At 56.8% G+C, this 17,547-nt stretch carries 16 protein-coding genes and 2 tRNA genes; 15 read left to right on the top strand and 3 right to left on the bottom strand.

The annotated features are described in order from the left end of the window. Positions 1–20 precede the first annotated feature (20 nt). The 5 genes from G542_RS0104195 (at position 21) to G542_RS0104170 (ending at position 6,672) form a co-directional block, all read left to right on the top strand. Positions 21–1,892 carry a potassium transporter Kup gene (locus tag G542_RS0104195; protein WP_012697191.1) on the top strand — a complete coding sequence of 624 codons (1,872 nt, stop codon included), beginning with the start codon at positions 21–23 and terminating at the stop codon, positions 1,890–1,892. A gap of 174 nt (positions 1,893–2,066) precedes the next feature. Beyond that, a complete protein-coding gene (locus G542_RS0104190; RefSeq protein ID WP_027823461.1) occupies positions 2,067–3,959 on the top strand; it encodes a methyl-accepting chemotaxis protein in 1,893 nt (630 codons plus the stop codon). A gap of 316 nt (positions 3,960–4,275) precedes the next feature. Continuing rightward, complete coding sequence (locus G542_RS0104180) at positions 4,276–4,863, top strand: isochorismatase family protein (protein WP_027823460.1); 588 nt, start codon at positions 4,276–4,278, stop codon at positions 4,861–4,863. Beyond that, the gene (locus G542_RS0104175) at positions 4,850–5,737 is read left to right on the top strand and encodes an EamA family transporter (protein ID WP_027823459.1); all 888 of its coding nucleotides are present in this window, start codon (positions 4,850–4,852) and stop codon (positions 5,735–5,737) included. The genes G542_RS0104180 and G542_RS0104175 overlap by 14 nt, the downstream gene beginning before the upstream one ends. Next, positions 5,734–6,672 (top strand): GlxA family transcriptional regulator, encoded by a 939-nt coding sequence (locus G542_RS0104170; RefSeq protein WP_027823458.1) that lies wholly within the window; start codon positions 5,734–5,736, stop codon positions 6,670–6,672. The genes G542_RS0104175 and G542_RS0104170 overlap by 4 nt, the downstream gene beginning before the upstream one ends. Positions 6,673–6,897: 225 nt before the next feature. Here G542_RS0104170 and G542_RS0104165 read toward each other — a convergent pair. Beyond that, positions 6,898–6,982, bottom strand: a tRNA-Leu gene (locus tag G542_RS0104165). A 200-nt stretch (positions 6,983–7,182) separates the two neighbouring features. Here G542_RS0104165 and dnaB point away from each other — a divergent pair. From dnaB to G542_RS17850, 9 genes are all read left to right on the top strand, one after another. Continuing rightward, positions 7,183–8,598, top strand: coding sequence for a replicative DNA helicase (gene dnaB, locus G542_RS0104160; protein ID WP_012697209.1), 1,416 nt, complete (start codon positions 7,183–7,185; stop codon positions 8,596–8,598). Positions 8,599–8,614: 16 nt separating this feature from the next. After that, positions 8,615–8,935, top strand: a complete 321-nt coding sequence (locus G542_RS0104155; protein ID WP_012697210.1) for a (2Fe-2S) ferredoxin domain-containing protein — start codon at positions 8,615–8,617, stop codon at positions 8,933–8,935. 5 nt (positions 8,936–8,940) lie between these two features. Beyond that, a complete protein-coding gene (locus G542_RS0104150) occupies positions 8,941–9,555 on the top strand; it encodes an alpha/beta hydrolase (RefSeq protein WP_027823457.1) in 615 nt (204 codons plus the stop codon). 75 nt (positions 9,556–9,630) lie between these two features. Then, positions 9,631–10,980 (top strand): metalloprotease PmbA, encoded by a 1,350-nt coding sequence (gene pmbA / locus G542_RS0104145; protein ID WP_034984975.1) that lies wholly within the window; start codon positions 9,631–9,633, stop codon positions 10,978–10,980. Continuing rightward, the gene (locus G542_RS0104140) at positions 10,980–11,606 is read left to right on the top strand and encodes a DNA-3-methyladenine glycosylase family protein (protein WP_027823455.1); all 627 of its coding nucleotides are present in this window, start codon (positions 10,980–10,982) and stop codon (positions 11,604–11,606) included. The genes pmbA and G542_RS0104140 overlap by 1 nt, the downstream gene beginning before the upstream one ends. A 68-nt stretch (positions 11,607–11,674) precedes the next feature. Next, on the top strand, positions 11,675–12,181 hold the full coding sequence (locus tag G542_RS0104135; protein ID WP_373276932.1) for a disulfide bond formation protein B: 507 nt from the start codon (positions 11,675–11,677) through the stop codon (positions 12,179–12,181). Positions 12,182–12,229: 48 nt separating this feature from the next. Beyond that, positions 12,230–13,696 (top strand): aminoacyl-histidine dipeptidase, encoded by a 1,467-nt coding sequence (locus G542_RS0104130; RefSeq protein ID WP_027823453.1) that lies wholly within the window; start codon positions 12,230–12,232, stop codon positions 13,694–13,696. Between the two features lie 125 nt (positions 13,697–13,821). Then, a tRNA-Thr gene (locus G542_RS0104125) sits at positions 13,822–13,897 on the top strand. A 382-nt stretch (positions 13,898–14,279) separates the two neighbouring features. Then, entirely contained in the window at positions 14,280–14,684 is a 405-nt protein-coding gene (locus tag G542_RS17850) for a thermonuclease family protein (protein ID WP_162142330.1), read from the top strand. A gap of 356 nt (positions 14,685–15,040) precedes the next feature. Here the strand turns inward: G542_RS17850 and G542_RS17845 are convergent, their stop codons facing one another. Beyond that, a complete protein-coding gene (locus G542_RS17845; RefSeq protein WP_162142329.1) occupies positions 15,041–16,654 on the bottom strand; it encodes a methyl-accepting chemotaxis protein in 1,614 nt (537 codons plus the stop codon). A gap of 414 nt (positions 16,655–17,068) precedes the next feature. After that, a complete protein-coding gene (locus tag G542_RS15860; protein WP_244878679.1) occupies positions 17,069–17,425 on the bottom strand; it encodes a lysis system i-spanin subunit Rz in 357 nt (118 codons plus the stop codon). On the opposite strand from G542_RS15860, the gene G542_RS19160 reads away from it, so the two are divergent. Next, positions 17,318–17,545, top strand: coding sequence for a hypothetical protein (locus G542_RS19160; protein ID WP_244878681.1), 228 nt, complete (start codon positions 17,318–17,320; stop codon positions 17,543–17,545). The two genes, G542_RS15860 and G542_RS19160, sit on opposite strands and share 108 nt — an antisense overlap. Positions 17,546–17,547: the final 2 nt, after the last annotated feature.

Raw genomic sequence — 17,547 nt, 5'->3', positions numbered from 1 at the left:
AAAGAAGTTACGGAAGCCACATGAACGAGGAGAGCAAGCCACAACGGCCATGGGCACTGGCCCTGGCTGCGATGGGCGTGGTGTACGGCGATATCGGCACCAGTCCGCTGTACGCCTTCAAGGCTGCATTTGCCGGGCATAACGGCTTTGTGCCAGACCAGTTGCACGTGCTGGCTGCCCTGTCGATGCTGTTCTGGTCCGTGCTGATCATCATCTCGCTCAAGTACATGTTGCTGGTACTGCGCTTCGACAACAATGGCGAGGGCGGAGCACTGGCCTTGGCCGCGCGCGTCCAGCAACTGGCAGGCCGGCACCGCCATCTGGCCGCGCTGGGACTGGGCCTCGGAATCCTGGGCGCCACGCTGTTTTTCGGCGATGCGATGATCACACCCGCCATTTCGGTACTGTCTGCCATCGAAGGGCTGAGTGTGGCGGCCCCGGCCATGTCACCGTTCATCCTGCCATTGACCCTGCTGATCCTGGTCGGGCTGTTTTCCATCCAGCGCTTTGGCACAGGCCGGGTCGGCCGCCTGTTCGGACCGGTCATGCTGGTCTGGTTTGCGGTACTGGCCTTGCTGGGTGTCTGGAGCATCGCCCAGACCCCCGTAGTCCTGCTGGCCTTGAGCCCCACGTTTGCGCTGGCATTTGCCCTGGATTCACCCGGATCGGCTTTCGTGTTGCTGTCCGCCGTATTTCTTGCCATGACCGGGGGAGAAGCCCTGTACGCCGACATGGGTCATTTCGGCCGCCGTCCCATCCGGCTGGCGTGGTTCAGCATGGTCTGGCCAGCATTGATGCTGAATTATTTCGGCCAGGGCGCATTCGTCCTGAGAACCCCTGCTGCGGTCAACCACCCGTTTTTTGAACTGGCCCCGGCCATGCTGCAATTGCCATTGGTCATTCTGGCGGCACTGGCAACTGTCATTGCTTCGCAAGCAACAATCGCCGGCGTGTTCTCCATGACGACCCAGGCAAGCCGTCTGGGATATTTGCCGCCGTTTGTCCTCAAATACACGTCAGCAACCGAGCGGGGGCAGATCTACCTGCCAGGCATCAACTGGTTACTGATGGTTGCCGTCATGGCACTGGTTCTGGGATTCCGGTCTTCAGGCTCACTGGCCTCGGCCTACGGGATTGCCGTATCAGGTGCCATGAACCTGACCACGCTCATGTCGATGCTGCTGGTCCTGTTGCTGTTCCAGGGGGCCCGGCGTACATGGCTGCTGCTGGCACTGCTGGCGCTGTGGTCATACGAGTTGCTGTTCCTCGGCTCCAACCTGGGCAAGTTTTTCAGCGGCGGCTGGTTGCCGCTTCTGGTTGCAGCACTGCTGTATGCACTGATGACCAGCTGGAAACGCGGAATGGATTCGATTGCCAACCAGCGCCGCACGGCTGCGCTGCCGTTGCAACGCTTTGTTGCCGATCCTCCAGACGTGATCCGTGTGCCGGGCACCGCCATTTACCTGAGTGGTCATTACGATACCTTGCCTGCCGTATTGCAGCAGAACCTCAAGCACTATCACTGCCTGCACCAGACACTGGTCATCCTGCATGTGGAAAGCCAGCCCATCCCCTTCGTAGCGGCTGACGAACACATCCGCATCGAACAACTTGCCGGGCGGTTCTGGCGAGTCCGCCTGCGCTACGGCTTCCGGGAAGAGCCGGACGTTCCTGCAAGCCTGATGCAAGACAAGGACATGCGAATTTTGCTGGAGGCCGGCGACGCCAGTTTCTTTCTGGGACGAGTGGCAGAAATGGAAAAACTGGCGGGCGTACCGATCTGGAGAAGAGCACTTTTCCATTGGCTGGCAAGACAAGGGCAGGGGCAAGCCGTGTTTTACCGCTTGCCGGCAGACAGGGTGGTCATTGTCGGCACACAGGCTGCCGTATGAAAACCAGTAGACCAGGTTAAGTTTTGCGACAGGAATATTCGATTTTTCCTGATCAATTTCTTTACAATAAAACCCATTGTCATTTGATCTGCATCATTTCACATGCTGTCTTGATTGCGGATTTATCAGCCGGGTTGGTTACGATTTATCTTCCCCACTCCCGGTAATCCTGCCATGAAATCCAGCCTGAACTTTTCTTCGCTAAAGTCAAAAATAACGGCGTTGAACATAACGATCATCATCGTTTTGTCCGTATCGCTTGCCAGCTTTAGCATTCTTGAAACAAAAAAACTGATCCTGGAATCCCTCAGATCAGAATTTCAGGCAACCGTCCAGGAAAAACGGGATCTGATCGAACTGTTTCTGGCTGAAAAATCAAGCCAGTTGACTGCCATTCAATCCCTTCCGGCAGATTCAGGCTCCACGCTTGAGTTGCTGAAAACCCAGGCTCGGGCTGGCGGTTTTTTGGCCGCATTTCTGGTCTACCCTGACAAGCAACACCTCTTTTCAGACGGATGGGTCGCTCCGGCAGATTTTGATTTCAACTCCCGGCCATGGTATGCAAATGCTCTTAAAAATGATGAAGTAAACATCAGTGAACCGTATGTCATTGCCAGTACAGGAAAAACAGGCATCACTCTGTCAAAAGGCCTGAAGCTGTCAGGAGGGCGCTTTGTGCTGGGTGCAGACGTCAACCTAGATACCATGCTGGAGCGACTGAGCAAATCCACCATTCGCGGAGGCGGCATTGTCTACGTCCTGCGCAAAAACGGCGATGTTATTGCCCACCCGAACAAAAAACTGAAAAACATTACTGAATCATCATCAGTCCTGACACCAGAAAGAATTGACCAGATTTCCAAAGAACAAGACCTGGTGGAAATCCAGCGGGATTCTGGAGAAACAGGTTATATATTCATGGAGCCCATTGCCGGAACCGATTGGGTTGTCGGTGTGTTTACTCCAAAAGATGTCATCCTGGCTCCGCTTTATGAAGAAACACGCAATATTGCCATCATTGTCCTTATCATCGGAGCAATAGCAGTACTGGTTACCACTCTGGTATTGAAAAAAACCATGGTGGGTGTCTCCATGCTTAGAGACGCCATGAAAAACATTGCTTCTGGCGATGCAGACCTTACCCATCGTCTGGTCCTGAATGGAAAGGATGAAATTGCCGAAGTGGCAGGTTATTTCAACCACTTCATTGACGGACTCCAGAATCTGGTCAAGGACCTCAAGGAACAATCTGACCGACTGGCCTCGGACATTCAGGTTGTAACTCAAAAAACCGGCGAACTATCTCTTGGCTCCACACAGATAAAAGACGCCTCGGCCTCCAATGCTGCGACGCTGGAGCAGATATCCGTCAGCATTTCCTCCATCTCCGATGGGGCGCATGAGACCGATGACAAGGTTCACGAAACCAGCAGTTGCCTTGACCGTTCCCTCAACGATGTCAACATGTTGCAGTCAAGCATCGACAACATTTCCAGTGTCATTCAGGACCTGGGGGAAATAGTCAACAAACTGGAAAGCCAGTCCAGCGACATTTCCAAGATTACCGGCATTATTGGCGAAATTGCTGACCAGACCAATCTGCTGGCCTTGAATGCCTCGATCGAAGCTGCCCGGGCTGGTGAGCATGGTCGTGGCTTTGCCGTTGTTGCAGACGAGGTCAGAAAACTGGCGGAAAGAACCGTCAATGCCACGGTGGAAATCAACGAAACCATCCAGTCGGTCAGGGAGGGTACGACAAAGGCTTCTCGTGACATGGAAAAAACCATTGTGGCGGTTGATGATGGTCGTGACAGAACCGGAAAGATCAAGGAAAACATTGATTTCATTCATTCAACCATGAATGAGCTGGTCAGAAAGATGACCGAGGTTTCCTTGTCTACCAACGAGCAAAAGGATGCAGGATTGCTGATTGCCCAAAGCACAGAAGAAATAAACCGGCAAATCGAGCAGAATGACTTCTCCATCCAGGAGATCAATGTAAAGCTTTCTGCCAGCTATCAGGCTTGCGACCAGATAAAGCGCAATTTCGACAAGTTCAAAGTCTGATTGCCAACAAAAAAGCAGGCCGGCCATGTAAAAGTGGCCGGTTTTTATTTGCTGGTTCATGAATCGGTATCAGTAAAAATTCACGGAATCATGGTCTTGCGGTTCATCATTACGGCAAGCCCGTCATCCCGGTCCTTGCTGGCCTCGCGGCCCTGCGCCAACAGGTGCGGTGATTTTTCCGGCAGCAAGTGATGTCGCAGACCTCCTGAAAGCCAACTTGTCCTGATCTGTCCCCCATCCTGTCCTGGACCGTCCTGCTGGCAGGATCAGCCTTGCGTCATAATGGCTGCATCCATCCACACATGAGGTTCCTGCCATGTCTGCCGCCCTGATCGTGATTGACGTACAGCAGTCCTTCCGGTTTCGTCCGTTCTGGAGTGAGCAGAACTTGCCGGCATTCCGCGAACACCTGCTGGCGCTGATTGCTGGTTGCCGGCAACTGGGTGTGCCGGTCGTGCATATCCTGCATGAAGGCAAGACCGGGCCGTTTGCGGCGGATTCCGGCCTGGTGCGGCTGATGGACTGGGTGCCTGCTGATGCCGATGCAACCTTTACCAAACACGTCCACAATGCCCTGACTGAAAGCGGCCTGCGCCCGTGGCTGGAGGCGCGCGGCATCCAGCAGCTGGTGCTGGCGGGCATCCGCACGGAGCAATGTTGCGAAACAACGGCCCGGGTGGCTGCCGACCTTGGCTACCAAGTGGATTTTGTCAGTGAAGCCATGCTGACCTTTGCCATGACCCATCCTCATTCCGGGCGCCATTACTCGGCGGCTGACCTGCGCGAAAGAACCGAGCTGGTACTGGCCGAACGGTTTGTCACCTTGCACTCGGTCGAAAGCAGTCTGGCTGCACTGGCTGCCACCCTCCCCCCCCCCCAGGAGGCCGGCCATGCCGCTGGCTGACCGTCTGGTGGCCCTGGTCATTGTGGCGGTATGGGGCTTCAACTTTGTCGTGATCAAATGGAGGGTGGCCGGTGTGCCACCGTTTCTGCTCGGTGCACTGCGGTTTGCCGTGGCAGCGGCCGTCGGCCTGTGGCTGGTCCATCGCCCGCAGATCGTCTGGCGGGATCTGGCGGTCTACGGCCTGACTGTCGGATTCGGCCAGTTCGCCTTCCTGTTTTCTGCCATCAAGGCCGGCATGCCGGCGTCTCTGGCGTCCATCGTGTTGCAGAGCCAGGCCTTTTTTACCCTGTTGCTGGGTTTTGCCTGGCTGGGCGAGCGGTTTGGCCGTGCGCAGCTGGCCGGGCTGGCGACGGGCAGTGCCGGACTGTTCCTGATCGGGCTGAGCAGCGGCAACAGTCTGCCGGCCACCGGTTTCGCCCTGACCGTGGCCGCAGCACTGTGCTGGGCCGTCTCCAACCTGGTCGTGCGCCGGATCGTGCGGCGTGGGGGCTCGCCGGACATGCTGGCACTGGTGGTGTATTCCAGTCTGGTACCCATCGTGCCGTTCTTGCTGATGTGGGCCTTGTTCGAGCAACCCACGACGGACTGGAGTGCCGTGCTGACGCTCAAAAGTGCTGCCGCAGTGGGCTATCTGGCGCTGGTGGCCACCCTGTTCGGCTACAGCCAGTGGAGCCGCCTGCTGTCCCGGCACTCGGCGAATGTGGTCGCACCGTACAGCCTGCTGGTACCGTTTTTTGGCGTACTGTCTGCCAGCCTGTTTCTGGGAGAAACACTGGACGGTTTGCAGGTACTGGGCGGTGTCTTGCTGGTAGCCGGGCTGGCCACAGGCAGTCCGGTCATCCGCCGGCTGTTCTGGCGCGGGCAAAAAGCATGACCGGAATTTTCTTTGTCCTGACGCCGAACTATCTGGTGCTGGATCATGCCGGCATGGCCGAGGCCATGCGCATTGCCATTGATGAGGGCGCAGCCTTGTCCCTGCACACGGTCGGGCCGGTCGCAGACTGTATCAACTCACTGGGACTGGTCAGCCGGCTTGATCCTCTGCCCGTGCGGATTCCGGAACAGGCCATGCTGGTACTGGTGGGCACGATGGACGAGGATCGTGACTATTCAACGCCCGCCGCCTTGCAGGTAATCGACTGGCTGCGGCAAGTCACACGGGCGGATACCCGGATCACCTGCATTTGTTCTGGCGCATTGCTGGCTGCCAGGGCCGGGTTGCTGGACGGCCATCGCTGCACCACCCATCACCGGCTGACCGACCGGCTGGCCCGACTGGCGCCATTGGCCCGGGTCGAAGAAAACCGCATTTTTGTCGAAGACGGCCGGGTGGCCACCTCGGCGGGCATTACTGCCGGCATTGATCTGGCCCTGTGGCTGATCGAGTCGCTGGCCGGCAGTGTGGTGGCGGCCCGGGTGGCACGTCGCATGGTGGTCTATGTCCGGCGCGACGGCAGCATGGCCCAGCAGTCTCCATGGATGGCTCACCGCAATCACCTGCACCCGGCCTTGCACAAGGCACAAGACCTGATTGCCGACAATCCGGCGCAGCGCTGGACGCTGGAGCAGCTGGCTGACCGCGTGCATGTCAGTGCGCGGCATCTGGCACGGCTCTTTCGCATCCATGCCGGGACCAGCCTGGTGGAATACCGGCACAGCCTGCAGATCGGAATCGCCCGCGCCTGTCTGGCCCGGGGCGCCACGGTTGCCGAAGCGTCGGAAACCGCAGGTTTTGCATCGGCACGGGATTTCCGGCGGGTCTGGCAGCAGCGGGAAGAGGGAACCCCCGCATCAGTCCGGCAACGCTGAGCCTCCAGAGGCTCCGGTGGTATTTGCGTAACCAGACCGGGAAGTACCGTCAGCCCTGCCGCGTGATGACTGGTTGGTGGTCTCTGTGAAACAGGACCGGGAGATACCATCAAATCCTCCCGGCTTTGTGCGAACCATTCCGAACCGTTACGGAAGCAAAAGCCCCGTAAACACCAGGTTTTACGGGGCTTGACAGGCTAATGCGAACTGCTACGAACTGTTTGATGGTGCCGGCGACCGGACTCGAACCGGTAAGCCTGTTGGCGGCAGATTTTAAGTCTGCTGTGTATACCAATTCCACCACGCCGGCAAAATACGGGAGCATTTCCGCATCACATGATGCGTTGAGAATGCTTCAGGACGGGCAGGGCGCGCATTGTAGCAAAAGACAGACCGCCCATGGGGACGAGTTGCCGGCTCAAGCGGCAACCCCGTGACCAGACCGGCAAGAGGTTCTAGAATCCATCCCCCGAAGCGGGCGCCACGCCCCAGCTGCCAGTGAAGTCTGCCATGTCCGAATACGATGATCTCCCCGCACCATCCGATGCCGAGCCCCTGACCGGGCTGCGGGTACCACCGCATTCTGCCGAGGCAGAACAGTCGGTGCTTGGCGGCTTGCTGCTCGACAATCACGCATGGGAAAAGATCGCCGACCTGATTGGCGAAGGGGATTTCTATCGCTACGACCACCGCCTGATCTGGCGGGCCATTGCCAAGCTGATCGACGGTGGCCGCCCGGCCGACGTGATTACCGTATCCGAACGGCTGGAAAGCACCAACGAACTCTCCGAAGTCGGCGGGCTGGCCTACCTCGCCACCCTGGCGCAGAACACTCCCAGTGCCGCCAACATCCGCCGCTATGGCGAAATCGTGCGCGAACGTTCGGTCATGCGGCAACTGGTGACGGTCGGCACCGAAATCGTCGAATCGGCCTTTCATCCCATGGGCCGCGATGCGGCCCAGCTGCTGGACGAAGCCGAAGGCAAGGTGTTCAAGATCGCCGAAAGCACGGCCAAATCCGAACAGGGCTTTCTGGCCATGCCGGAAATCCTCGCCGAAGTGACGGACAAGATCGATCTTCTCTACAGCCGCGACAATCCGGATGAAGTCACCGGCGTACCCACCGGCTTTATCGATCTGGACGAAAAGACCTCCGGCCTGCAACCGGGCGACCTGATCATCGTCGCCGGCCGCCCGTCGATGGGCAAAACGGCATTTTCGATGAACCTGGCCGAAAACGTCGCCATCCATACCGGCCTGCCGGTTGCCGTGTTTTCCATGGAAATGCCGGCAGCCCAGCTGGCCACCCGTATGCTGGGTTCGGTCGGCCGCCTGGACCAGCACAAGCTGCGGACCGGCCGCTTCAACGACGACGACTGGGACCGGTTCGGCAAGGCTGTCGGGGTGCTGGCCGAAACCAAGATCCACATTGATGAAACGCCGGGCCTGACCGCGCTGGAACTGCGTGCACGCACCCGCCGGCTGGCCCGCCAGTACGGCGGCAAGCTCGGTCTGGTCGTTATCGACTATTTGCAGCTGATGAGCGGCTCGGCGCATGCCACCCAGCAGAACCGTACGGCAGAAATCTCGGAAATCTCGCGCTCGCTCAAAAGCCTGGCGCGGGAACTCAGCGTTCCGGTCATCGCCCTGTCGCAGCTCAACCGCTCGGTCGAACAGCGCCCCAACAAGCGCCCGATGATGTCCGACCTGCGCGAATCCGGCGCCATCGAACAGGATGCCGACTTGATCATCTTCATGTACCGCGACGAGTACTACAACCCGGATTCCCCGGACAAGGGACTGGCCGAAGTCATTATCGGCAAGCACCGTAACGGGCCGACCGGCATTGTGCGCCTGACCTTCATGGGCCAGTTCTCGCGCTTTGAAAACGCTGCACCGGGGCAGGGCTGGGCAGCGGCCGAATAGACAAGGAAACCAGGCAATGGGCTACTTTCAACACCACGTATTTTTCTGTACCAACCAGCGTGAGGGCGGCAAGGACTGCTGCAACAACCGGGGTGCCTCGGAGCTGCTGGACTATGCCAAGGACCGGATCCGCGAACTGGGCCTGAAAGGCGCCGGTGGCGTGCGCGTGCAAAAAGCCGGCTGCCTCGACCGCTGTGATTACGGTCCGGTACTGGTCGTGTATCCGGACGAAACCTGGTACACCTACGTCGACCGCGACGATATCGACGAAATCATCAATGAACATCTCGTGCATGGCCGCCCGGTCGAACGGCTGCGCCTGCCGGAACAGGGCTGACCGCCATGCTGCTGTCTCCTCCCTCCATTACCGTTCCCGGCCCGGTCGGCGGACTGGATACGCTGGTGGTTTCGCCTGACGGCCCACCGCGCGGCGTGGCAGTGGTCTGCCATCCCAACCCGACCCAGGGCGGCACCCACGGCAACAAGGTGGTGCAGACCTGCGCCAAGGCGCTGGCCAGCCGCGGCTACGTGGCGTACTGCCCCAATCTGCGCGGCGTCGGCAAAAGCGATGGCGAGCATGACTACGGTCACGGCGAAGTGGACGACGTGCTGGCCGTGGCGGGCTTTGCCCAGGCACAGTTTCCCGGCGTGCCGCTGATCCTGGCCGGCTTTTCATTCGGCGGATTTGTGGCAGCGCACGCCCGCCAGCAGACCGAAGCGGATGGCCTGATCCTGATGGGACCGGCCGTTGGCCGTTATCCCGTCCCCATGCCGGCCGAAGTCCCGGCCGATACACTGGTCATCCACGGCGAAGAGGACGAAGTGATCGCCCTCTCGACCGTACTGGACTGGGCCCGGCCACAGTCGCTACCTGTGGTGGTGTTTCCCGGCACCACTCATTTCTTCCACGGCAAACTGGTCCCGCTCGGGCGCCTGATCGCACGGCACGTGGGCTGAGGACATGGTGGCGGGTGCCGGCGTGCTAGACTTCCGGCATCCGCGCAACATCGCGCTCCTCCTGCCTGATTCGCCATGCGACCAACCGATTCCCGCCTGTCTTATTCCCAGTCACAACTTGCAGACCTCTCCCGGCGCGTACTTGAACATGCCCGCGCCCTGGGGGCCACGCATGCTGAAACCGAAATCAGTGAGGGCGTCGGCCAGAACGTCAGCGTAAGGCTGGGCGAAGTGGAGACGCTGGAGTACAACCGTGACAAGGGTATGGGCGTGACGGTGTATCTCGGCCAGAAAAAAGGCCACGCCGCCAGTTCGGACCTGAGCGACGATGCCCTGCGCGACACCGTCGCCGCTGCGCTGGCGATTGCCGGGCATACGGCCAGTGACCCGGACGCCGGTCTGGCTGATCCGGCCTTGCAGGCCACGTCTTTCCCCGATCTGGACCTGTGCCACCCGTGGGCACTGTCGGTGGACGATGCCATCGAGCTGGCCCGCGAGACAGAAGCTGCTGCCCGTGCGGTCGATTCCCGCATCAACAATTCCGAAGGTGGCAGCGTTTCCAGCCACCTGTCGCAGTTCGTCTACGCCAACAGCCAGGGATTCTGCCAGGGCTATGCCTCGACCCGGCATTCATTGTCTGCGGCGGTCGTGGCCAGCGATGGCGAATCCATGCAGCGTGATTACTGGTACAGCAGCGCCCGGCATCCGGAAGACCTGCTGTCGGCTGCGGAAGTCGGCCGCATGGCCGGTGAACGGACCGTGCGCCGACTGGGCGGCCGACAGGCACCGACCGGTGTGTTTCCGGTGCTGTTTGATCCCATGATGGCTGCCGGTCTGATTGACCATTTCGTCTCGGCTGCCAGCGGCGGTGCGCTGTATCGCAAGGCCAGCTTCCTGGTCGACACTGCCGGCACGCAGGTTTTCAACCCGGTCATCACGCTGGAAGAGGATCCGTTCATTCTCCGCGGCATGGCTTCGGGCGCGTTTGACAACGAGGGCGTGGCCACCCGGGCACGTACCGTGGTGGAGCAGGGCGTGCTCACGGGGTATTTCCTGTCGAGCTACAGCGCCCGCAAACTGGGACTGGCCAGTACCGGCAATGCCGGCGGCAGCCACAACCTGACACTGGCCAGCACCGGACAGTCCTTTGACGAGCTGGTCCGCATGGTCGGGCGCGGGCTCCTGGTGACCGAACTGCTGGGACACGGCGTGAATACCGTCACCGGCGACTATTCGCGGGGTGCGGCCGGTTTCTGGATCGAAAACGGCGAAATTGCCTATCCGGTCGAGGAAATCACGATCGCAGCCAATCTCAAGGACCTGTATCGCGGCATGATCGCTGTGGGCACAGACCAGCAGGTCCGGGGCGGCAAGCGGACCGGCTCCGTGCTGGTCGAGCGCATGACCATTGCCGGTCAGTCCTGATGGCACGCCCCGCGTGGTGGGATGATGCCTGTGCCGGGCTGGCTGCCGCCGATCCGGTCATGGCGCGCCTGATTGCCAGCTGGCCGGATGCCGAGCTGGTCTCGCGGGGAGAGCCTTTTGAAACCCTGCTGCGGGCCATCGTCGGGCAGCAGATTTCGGTGCGGGCAGCCGATGCCGTCTGGAAACGCCTGAGCGCGGTCTTGTCCGGCCAGCCATCTCCGGAACGGGTGCTGGCCTTGCCGGAAGATGTACTGAGGTCGGCCGGGCTGTCCGCCCGCAAGGTGCTGTATGCCCGGGATCTGGCCGAGTGTTTTACTGATGGCCGGGTCAATCCGGCAGCCCATGCCGGACTGGACGATGAGGCGCTGATTGCCGAACTGGTGGCCGTGCGCGGCATTGGCCGCTGGACGGCCGAAATGTATCTGATATTCAACCAGTTGCGCCCGGACGTCTGGCCTGTGGACGACATCGGCCTGCAACGGGCGATGGCCCGGCATTATGCGCTGGAAGACCAAAAAGCATCCCTGACCCAATTGCGTGTCATGGGCGAGCGTTTCGCGCCGTGGCGTACCGTAGCGACCTGGTATTTGTGGCGCAGCCTTGATCCTCAGACCGTCCTGTACTGAGCAGATGATGGCTGCCTCAAACATCAGCATGTGTTAATTTACCAACCTCATTCTTTGACAGACTCATGGTGCATTCATTGTTTCAGCCTTCACTGCGAACCGGTTTTCTCCTGATTGCACTGGCCTGCGCCGGCGCCATGGGTTTTGCACTGTTTGCCCAGTACTACATGGATCTGGAGCCGTGTCCGCTGTGCGTGTTCCAGCGTGTTGCCGTGATCATGACAGGGCTGCTGGCCCTGCTGGGAGCACTGTTGTCACCGCGTTCGGCTGGGGGCAGGGGACTGATGGCCGGCCTGACCGGTCTGGCTTCGCTTTCCGGCGCCGGAGTGGCGGCCTGGCAGGTGCGCTTGCAGAACCTGCCGGCCGACCAGGTACCGGCATGCGGCCCGGGACTGGATTACATGCTGGAAACCATGCCGTTCACCGACATGCTGGCCAAGGTATTCAAGGGCAGCGGTGAATGTGCGGAAGTAAGCTGGACCTTGCTTGGCCTTTCGTTGCCGGCCTGGTCACTGGTGTTTTTGATCGGCATCACCGTGTTTGCTGCCTGGCTGGCACGGATGCCGCGTCGCTGATTGTTGTCACTGCCAGCCCAATGCGGGCTGGCGCCGAAGGAGTTGTTCATGTCGGCCCTTGCCTCCCTGCAACCGCGCTCACTTTGGGCGCATTTCCAGACCCTGTGCGATATTCCGCGCCCCTCCGGGCATGAAGCCGCATTGCGGACACACCTGATTGAATGGGCAGAATCCCGCGGACTGGAAACGCGCACCGATACGGTCGGCAATCTGGTGATTGTCAAACCGGCTACGCCGGGCATGGAAAACCGGGAAACCGTAGTCCTGCAAGGACACCTGGACATGGTCGCCCAGCAGAATGCCGGCACGGGCCATGATTTCGAGCGGGACCCGATCCGGGTCATCGAGGCAGAAGAGGACGGCTGGATCAAGGCTGACGGAACCACGCTGGGTGCCGACAACGGCCTGGGTGTGGCTGCAGCGCTGGCCATTCTGGAAAGTGATGACATAGCGCATCCGGCCATCGAGGCACTGTTTACCATTGATGAAGAAGCTGGCATGACCGGTGCGCACGGTTTGTCGGCTGACATTCTGACCGGACGTCTGCTGCTGAATCTGGACACCGAAGACTGGGGCGAGTTTTACGTCGGCTGCGCTGGCGGCGTGGATGTGCGCCTGACCCGGCAGTTGGCCCGGGAAATGCTGCCTGCCGGCTGGACAAGCGGCACGATCAGCCTGACCGGCCTCAAAGGAGGACACTCGGGCGTCGACATTCATCTGGAGCGTGGCAATGCCAACAAGCTGATGGCGCGCATTCTGGATGATCTGCTGTCGGTAACCGCGCTGCGGCTGGTATCAATGACTGGCGGAACACTCCGCAATGCCCTGCCGCGTGAGGCGTTTGCCGGCATCGCCTGCTCTCCGGAAAGCATGCCGGCGGTGCTGGACCGGCTGGAGTTCTGGCAAGCGCAACTGAATGACGAGCTGGCGGGAGCTGAAACCGGCATTGCTCTGGTATTCACGCATACGACCAGCGAGGATGCACTGGATGATGTATCGACCCGGCAGGTCATCGATATCCTGAATGCTCTTCCCAACGGGGTGAACCGGCAGAGCCGGCAGGTGAGCGGTGTGGTGGAAACCTCGGATAACGTAGGCGTGGTGACGGTATCCGGCCAACAGCTGTCCGTATTGATGCTGGTGCGCTCGCTGCGTGATTCCGGCATGGATGCTCTGGTAGCCCAGATTGCCGCCATCGGCCGGCTGGCCGGCTGCCAGGTTGAAACTTCCGGCCGTTATCCGGGCTGGACCCCGGACCCGGCCTCGCCACTGTTGCAGCTCGGACTGGAGGTATATCGCCGCAAATTCGGGCAGGAAGCTGCCGTCAAGGTGATTCATGCCGGACTGGAGTGCGGTTTGCTGGGAAGCAGATATCCTGGCATGGACATGCTGTCGTTTGGCCCGACCATCCGGGGGGCGCACTCTCCGGATGAGCGCGTCGATGTCGCCACCGTGCAGCAGTTCTGGGAGCTGCTGAAAGCAATACTGTCAGCGACCCCGGAGCAGAAAGCGTAAGGGCCATCATCCGGACAAAGAATGCCTGGAATCCATGTCCGGATGCATTGACTCACAAAGACATAACCGCTATAGTTTGCAACTCGGTTGGTTCTGCTTTGTAGTTTAAATGGAACTGACAGAATGCCGGTATAGCTCAGTTGGTAGAGCAGCGCATTCGTAATGCGAAGGTCGTAGGTTCGACTCCTATTACCGGCACCAGAACATGATTTAAAATCAACTAGTTACATAGTGTTTGGCGTAAATATGGCGTAATCGCACATGCTGAACACACTGAAGCACTAGTGATAAAACCCCGGGCTACAGCTCGGGGTTTTTATTTTGCATGGCCATTGATCATCCTGTCACGCCATCCATTCTGACATAATCATTTCGGAATCATTTCTGCAGGGGATTCCGCAATGAAAGTCCTTGTTTTATTTGTGTCATGTGCACGAGAAATACTTGCTGGAATGACTTGTAGCCAGCATGATTTCTGCATGAAATCATCTGCCACGCTGCTTGCTTCTCTACTTACTCTATGTACTGAGCGTCTGCTTTAGAGATCCAGTACAAGGTTGTTGTTGTCGCAGATGACGACACAGTGACGTGCCTTGCTGATGGTCATCGGCAGATCAACGTCCGGCTGGCCCAGATCGATGCACCTGAAAAGGATCAGCCATTTGGGCAACGGTCAAAGCAGTCACTATCCGATCTGGTTTACGGAAAAACAGTCACTCTCAACGAAGACACTATCGACCGATACGGACGCACTGTCGGTACCCTAATCGTCAACGGAAAAGACGCCAATCTCATCCAGGCGCAGACCGGCATAACATGCGTATACAAGCAGTATGCTCGCGATCCAGCCTGTTTCAGGGCAGAGAATGAAGCACGTGCTGCTCGGCCGAGCCATCTGGAAGACGTGGAGCTGCTACCATCGGAGCAGCTTGGTTTGAAGTGCTTAAAACTGTTTGGCGCGTTCTCTATACTGCCTACGCGAGCATGACGCCCTGTGCGGGACACGGCAAGACATGCAAGGCGGACTGGTATTCGGCTGTTAGTTCTGAGGGTGTGGGTGAGACATCAAACCGAAGGAATAACCCGATATGTGTAAACACATGGGATTGTTTCGTCAGTTTTCCGTAAAAGTATCCACCTCCTGCGCGCGGTGCGTGCGGATCACACAGTGAAATGGGGATACCACGGCTGCAGGCAATAGATGCGCAGCATGCTGGATGAGGGATAGGGACGACGGCCATTGCCGAGTTTGGGTTGGTTCGGAAAACAAAAATAAAATGGGCATAACCATGATGGTCATGCCCAAAAATTTAAACAGTATTGCAATTGTGAAACTATCGGAAATTACACCTTGAATTTTCCAATAAGCTCATTGACATTATCTGTGGCATTATTCAGCTCTTTTGCTGAAAATGCGATTTGATTCGCGCCTGCATGTCCTTCCTCAGCCATTTGAGCAATGCTTTCAATTTGCTGTGCAATCATGGTGCTTGCATTGGTTTGCTCTTGCATGGCTATGGAAATTTCAGATATCTGAGTGACCGTATTGTTTGCATGGTCGATTATTTTTTGCATGGCATCAGTCGCTTTCTCAGCATGATCCATGCTTACCGCCAATTGATTAACAGCATGTGACATCAAAGATGCGGCCTCTTCACCTCCATTCTGCATGTTTGTTACTGTAGATGTAATTTCATTTGTCGAAGCAGCAGTTCTTTCTGCCAGTTGACGTACTTCATCAGCAACAACAGCAAAGCCTCTTCCAGATTCTCCGGCTCTTGCTGCTTCAATCGCTGCATTCAATGCCAACAGGTTTGTCTGGTCTGCAATTTCTTTAATGATGTTTACTACGCTACCAATGGATACGGTCTGTACTTTAAGTTCTTCTATCTTGCTTGCTGCGCGTTCTACGGTTTCTGTGGTGTTACGGAAATTATCGATAGCTTCATTAATGACTTTTCCTCCACCAACCGCTTCGTTACCAGTTAGTTCACTTTCCTTGCTTGCATCAAGAGATCTACTGGATACATGCGAAATACTGACTGTCAACTGCTCAACTGCAGCTGACACACTTGATGTTGATTCTGCCGCATTCATTGCGGCTGTTGCCATTTGACCAGAAGCATCAAGGATGTTTTTTGCTACCTCATTGACAATGATGCTGCAGCCAGATATCCCATGAATACTCTTTTGTACCGAATCCATTAATGAGTTCATTGCGTCACATGCATTCGAAACTTCGTCGTTATTATTGTTTATGAATCGACGAGTGAAGTCGTGATTGCGAGAAAGCTCAAGCAGATCATTCCTCATGACAGATATAGACTTCGTGATTGATTTGAATATCCATATGGATAAAGCTATCTGCAGAATAATAGAGATAGTCAGAGCAATATTGGTAAGAGTTCTGCTAGTAGAGACATTCTCACTGATTTCATCTTTTCCAGCGTGCAATATCTTCAGATTACTTTCAATGTTGCTATTGATTGCGTCAATGGCATTCGCGGCTTTCCCTGATGAATGTTTTCTTAAATCATGCACTGCCTCCAAATTTCCTTTTTTAGCCTCAGCAAAAAGCATTGTTGACTCAGAAATAAATGCATCAACATTCACTCTTAGCTTTTCCGTTTGCTTCTTTTCTTCATCTGAATATATCAGTTGCTTTTCGTAAAAATCCAATTCTTTGAATAGCAGGTTAACATCTTTATCAAAGTCTTTCTCTAGTGATTCGATCTCATTTATTGAGTCCATCATGCCCAGTCGAATTGAACCTGCACGAGCACTGGCAAAATGATCACGTATTTTCCCCATTGATTCGACAGACGGTATGGCATTGATAGACATTGACTCAATATTTTTTTGTGATTTTGAGCTTGTTTGATTGACTATTGCCAGAGTCAGCAACATGGATATGATGCTTGCCGAGCACAACAGCACTAATTTTGAAGAGATTTTCATGTTTCCTGCCATTTCGTGGAGGTGCTGTTTAATGATGATTAAAGTACATCATATCAATGCGACGCTCTCTATGATGTGTGCGTGATTCTCCTTTAAAAATGTCATACCGTATTCATTAATAGAGACTACAATTTATATATATCATCATATTGATATGGCATTATAAATATTTAACCTCAAATCAAATGCAATTAATATTTAATTTGAATTTAAATTCTGTTAAAAACTTCCCAATTAAATAAAAGATTAATTCCATATATGATCATACGGCTTTACTGCATGCTAAAACTATGTACGGCTCGCAAGCTCCTATACACCACTGAGCAGCTAGGCCAGTGATACTGTGTCGGGCTATGACGACATTAAATACAGTAAAAACAGTGGGCAGTGGATCGAGCTCCGGCTACCAAGTAGCTATTCCAGATATTCCCCAATTACCGCCTGACACGCCGTCAACTGCCTGACGACGGCATCGGCGTCGTCTGCGAGGGCGACAAGATCGTCAGCAGCCTCTGACGAAAGTTCGGCTCGCGGGGCTGTATTACGGCTGCCGGCGGCGGAGTCATCTGCGGGCAGGTTGCAGCTACCGGCAACGACGGGGACTGACAGGCGCACAGTGCCAGCACGCAGCTGAGTGCGCAGGCGGTTGTTTTCGAGTCGGGCATGGCGTTCGTTCTCCTGGTATTGGGCATCAATGGTGGCAAGGGCCTGGGCATGTTGCTGTTCGGCAGCACGCGCAGCCTGTTCTTGAGCCAGCAGCTGTGCCGTCATGCGGGCCTGATCGGCATCCCGTTCGGCCTGTACTTCCGCAGCACCAGTGCGGCAGCCGTGCCACCACGCACCAGCCAGCAGCACCAGGCAGAGCAGGGCTGTGGTAAGCCAGCGTTGTAATG

It is taken from the genome of Laribacter hongkongensis DSM 14985, assembly GCF_000423285.1.
GTDB lineage: Bacteria > Pseudomonadota > Gammaproteobacteria > Burkholderiales > Aquaspirillaceae > Laribacter > Laribacter hongkongensis.
This window is presented reverse-complemented; position numbering and strand designations above follow the sequence as displayed.

Bases quoted from the DNA above. Each gene is read 5' to 3' on its own strand.
- G542_RS0104195 (WP_012697191.1), top strand. From the start codon at position 21: ATGAACGAGGAGAGCAAGCCACAACGGCCATGGGCACTGGCCCTGGCT.
- G542_RS0104190 (WP_027823461.1), top strand. From the start codon at position 2,067: ATGAAATCCAGCCTGAACTTTTCTTCGCTAAAGTCAAAAATAACGGCG.
- G542_RS0104180 (WP_027823460.1), top strand. From the start codon at position 4,276: ATGTCTGCCGCCCTGATCGTGATTGACGTACAGCAGTCCTTCCGGTTT.
- G542_RS0104175 (WP_027823459.1), top strand. From the start codon at position 4,850: ATGCCGCTGGCTGACCGTCTGGTGGCCCTGGTCATTGTGGCGGTATGG.
- G542_RS0104170 (WP_027823458.1), top strand. From the start codon at position 5,734: ATGACCGGAATTTTCTTTGTCCTGACGCCGAACTATCTGGTGCTGGAT.
- dnaB (WP_012697209.1), top strand. From the start codon at position 7,183: ATGTCCGAATACGATGATCTCCCCGCACCATCCGATGCCGAGCCCCTG.
- G542_RS0104155 (WP_012697210.1), top strand. From the start codon at position 8,615: ATGGGCTACTTTCAACACCACGTATTTTTCTGTACCAACCAGCGTGAG.
- G542_RS0104150 (WP_027823457.1), top strand. From the start codon at position 8,941: ATGCTGCTGTCTCCTCCCTCCATTACCGTTCCCGGCCCGGTCGGCGGA.
- pmbA (WP_034984975.1), top strand. From the start codon at position 9,631: ATGCGACCAACCGATTCCCGCCTGTCTTATTCCCAGTCACAACTTGCA.
- G542_RS0104140 (WP_027823455.1), top strand. From the start codon at position 10,980: ATGGCACGCCCCGCGTGGTGGGATGATGCCTGTGCCGGGCTGGCTGCC.
- G542_RS0104130 (WP_027823453.1), top strand. From the start codon at position 12,230: ATGTCGGCCCTTGCCTCCCTGCAACCGCGCTCACTTTGGGCGCATTTC.
- G542_RS17845 (WP_162142329.1), bottom strand. From the start codon at position 16,654: ATGAAAATCTCTTCAAAATTAGTGCTGTTGTGCTCGGCAAGCATCATA.
- G542_RS19160 (WP_244878681.1), top strand. From the start codon at position 17,318: ATGGCGTTCGTTCTCCTGGTATTGGGCATCAATGGTGGCAAGGGCCTG.
- G542_RS15860 (WP_244878679.1), bottom strand. From the start codon at position 17,425: ATGACGGCACAGCTGCTGGCTCAAGAACAGGCTGCGCGTGCTGCCGAA.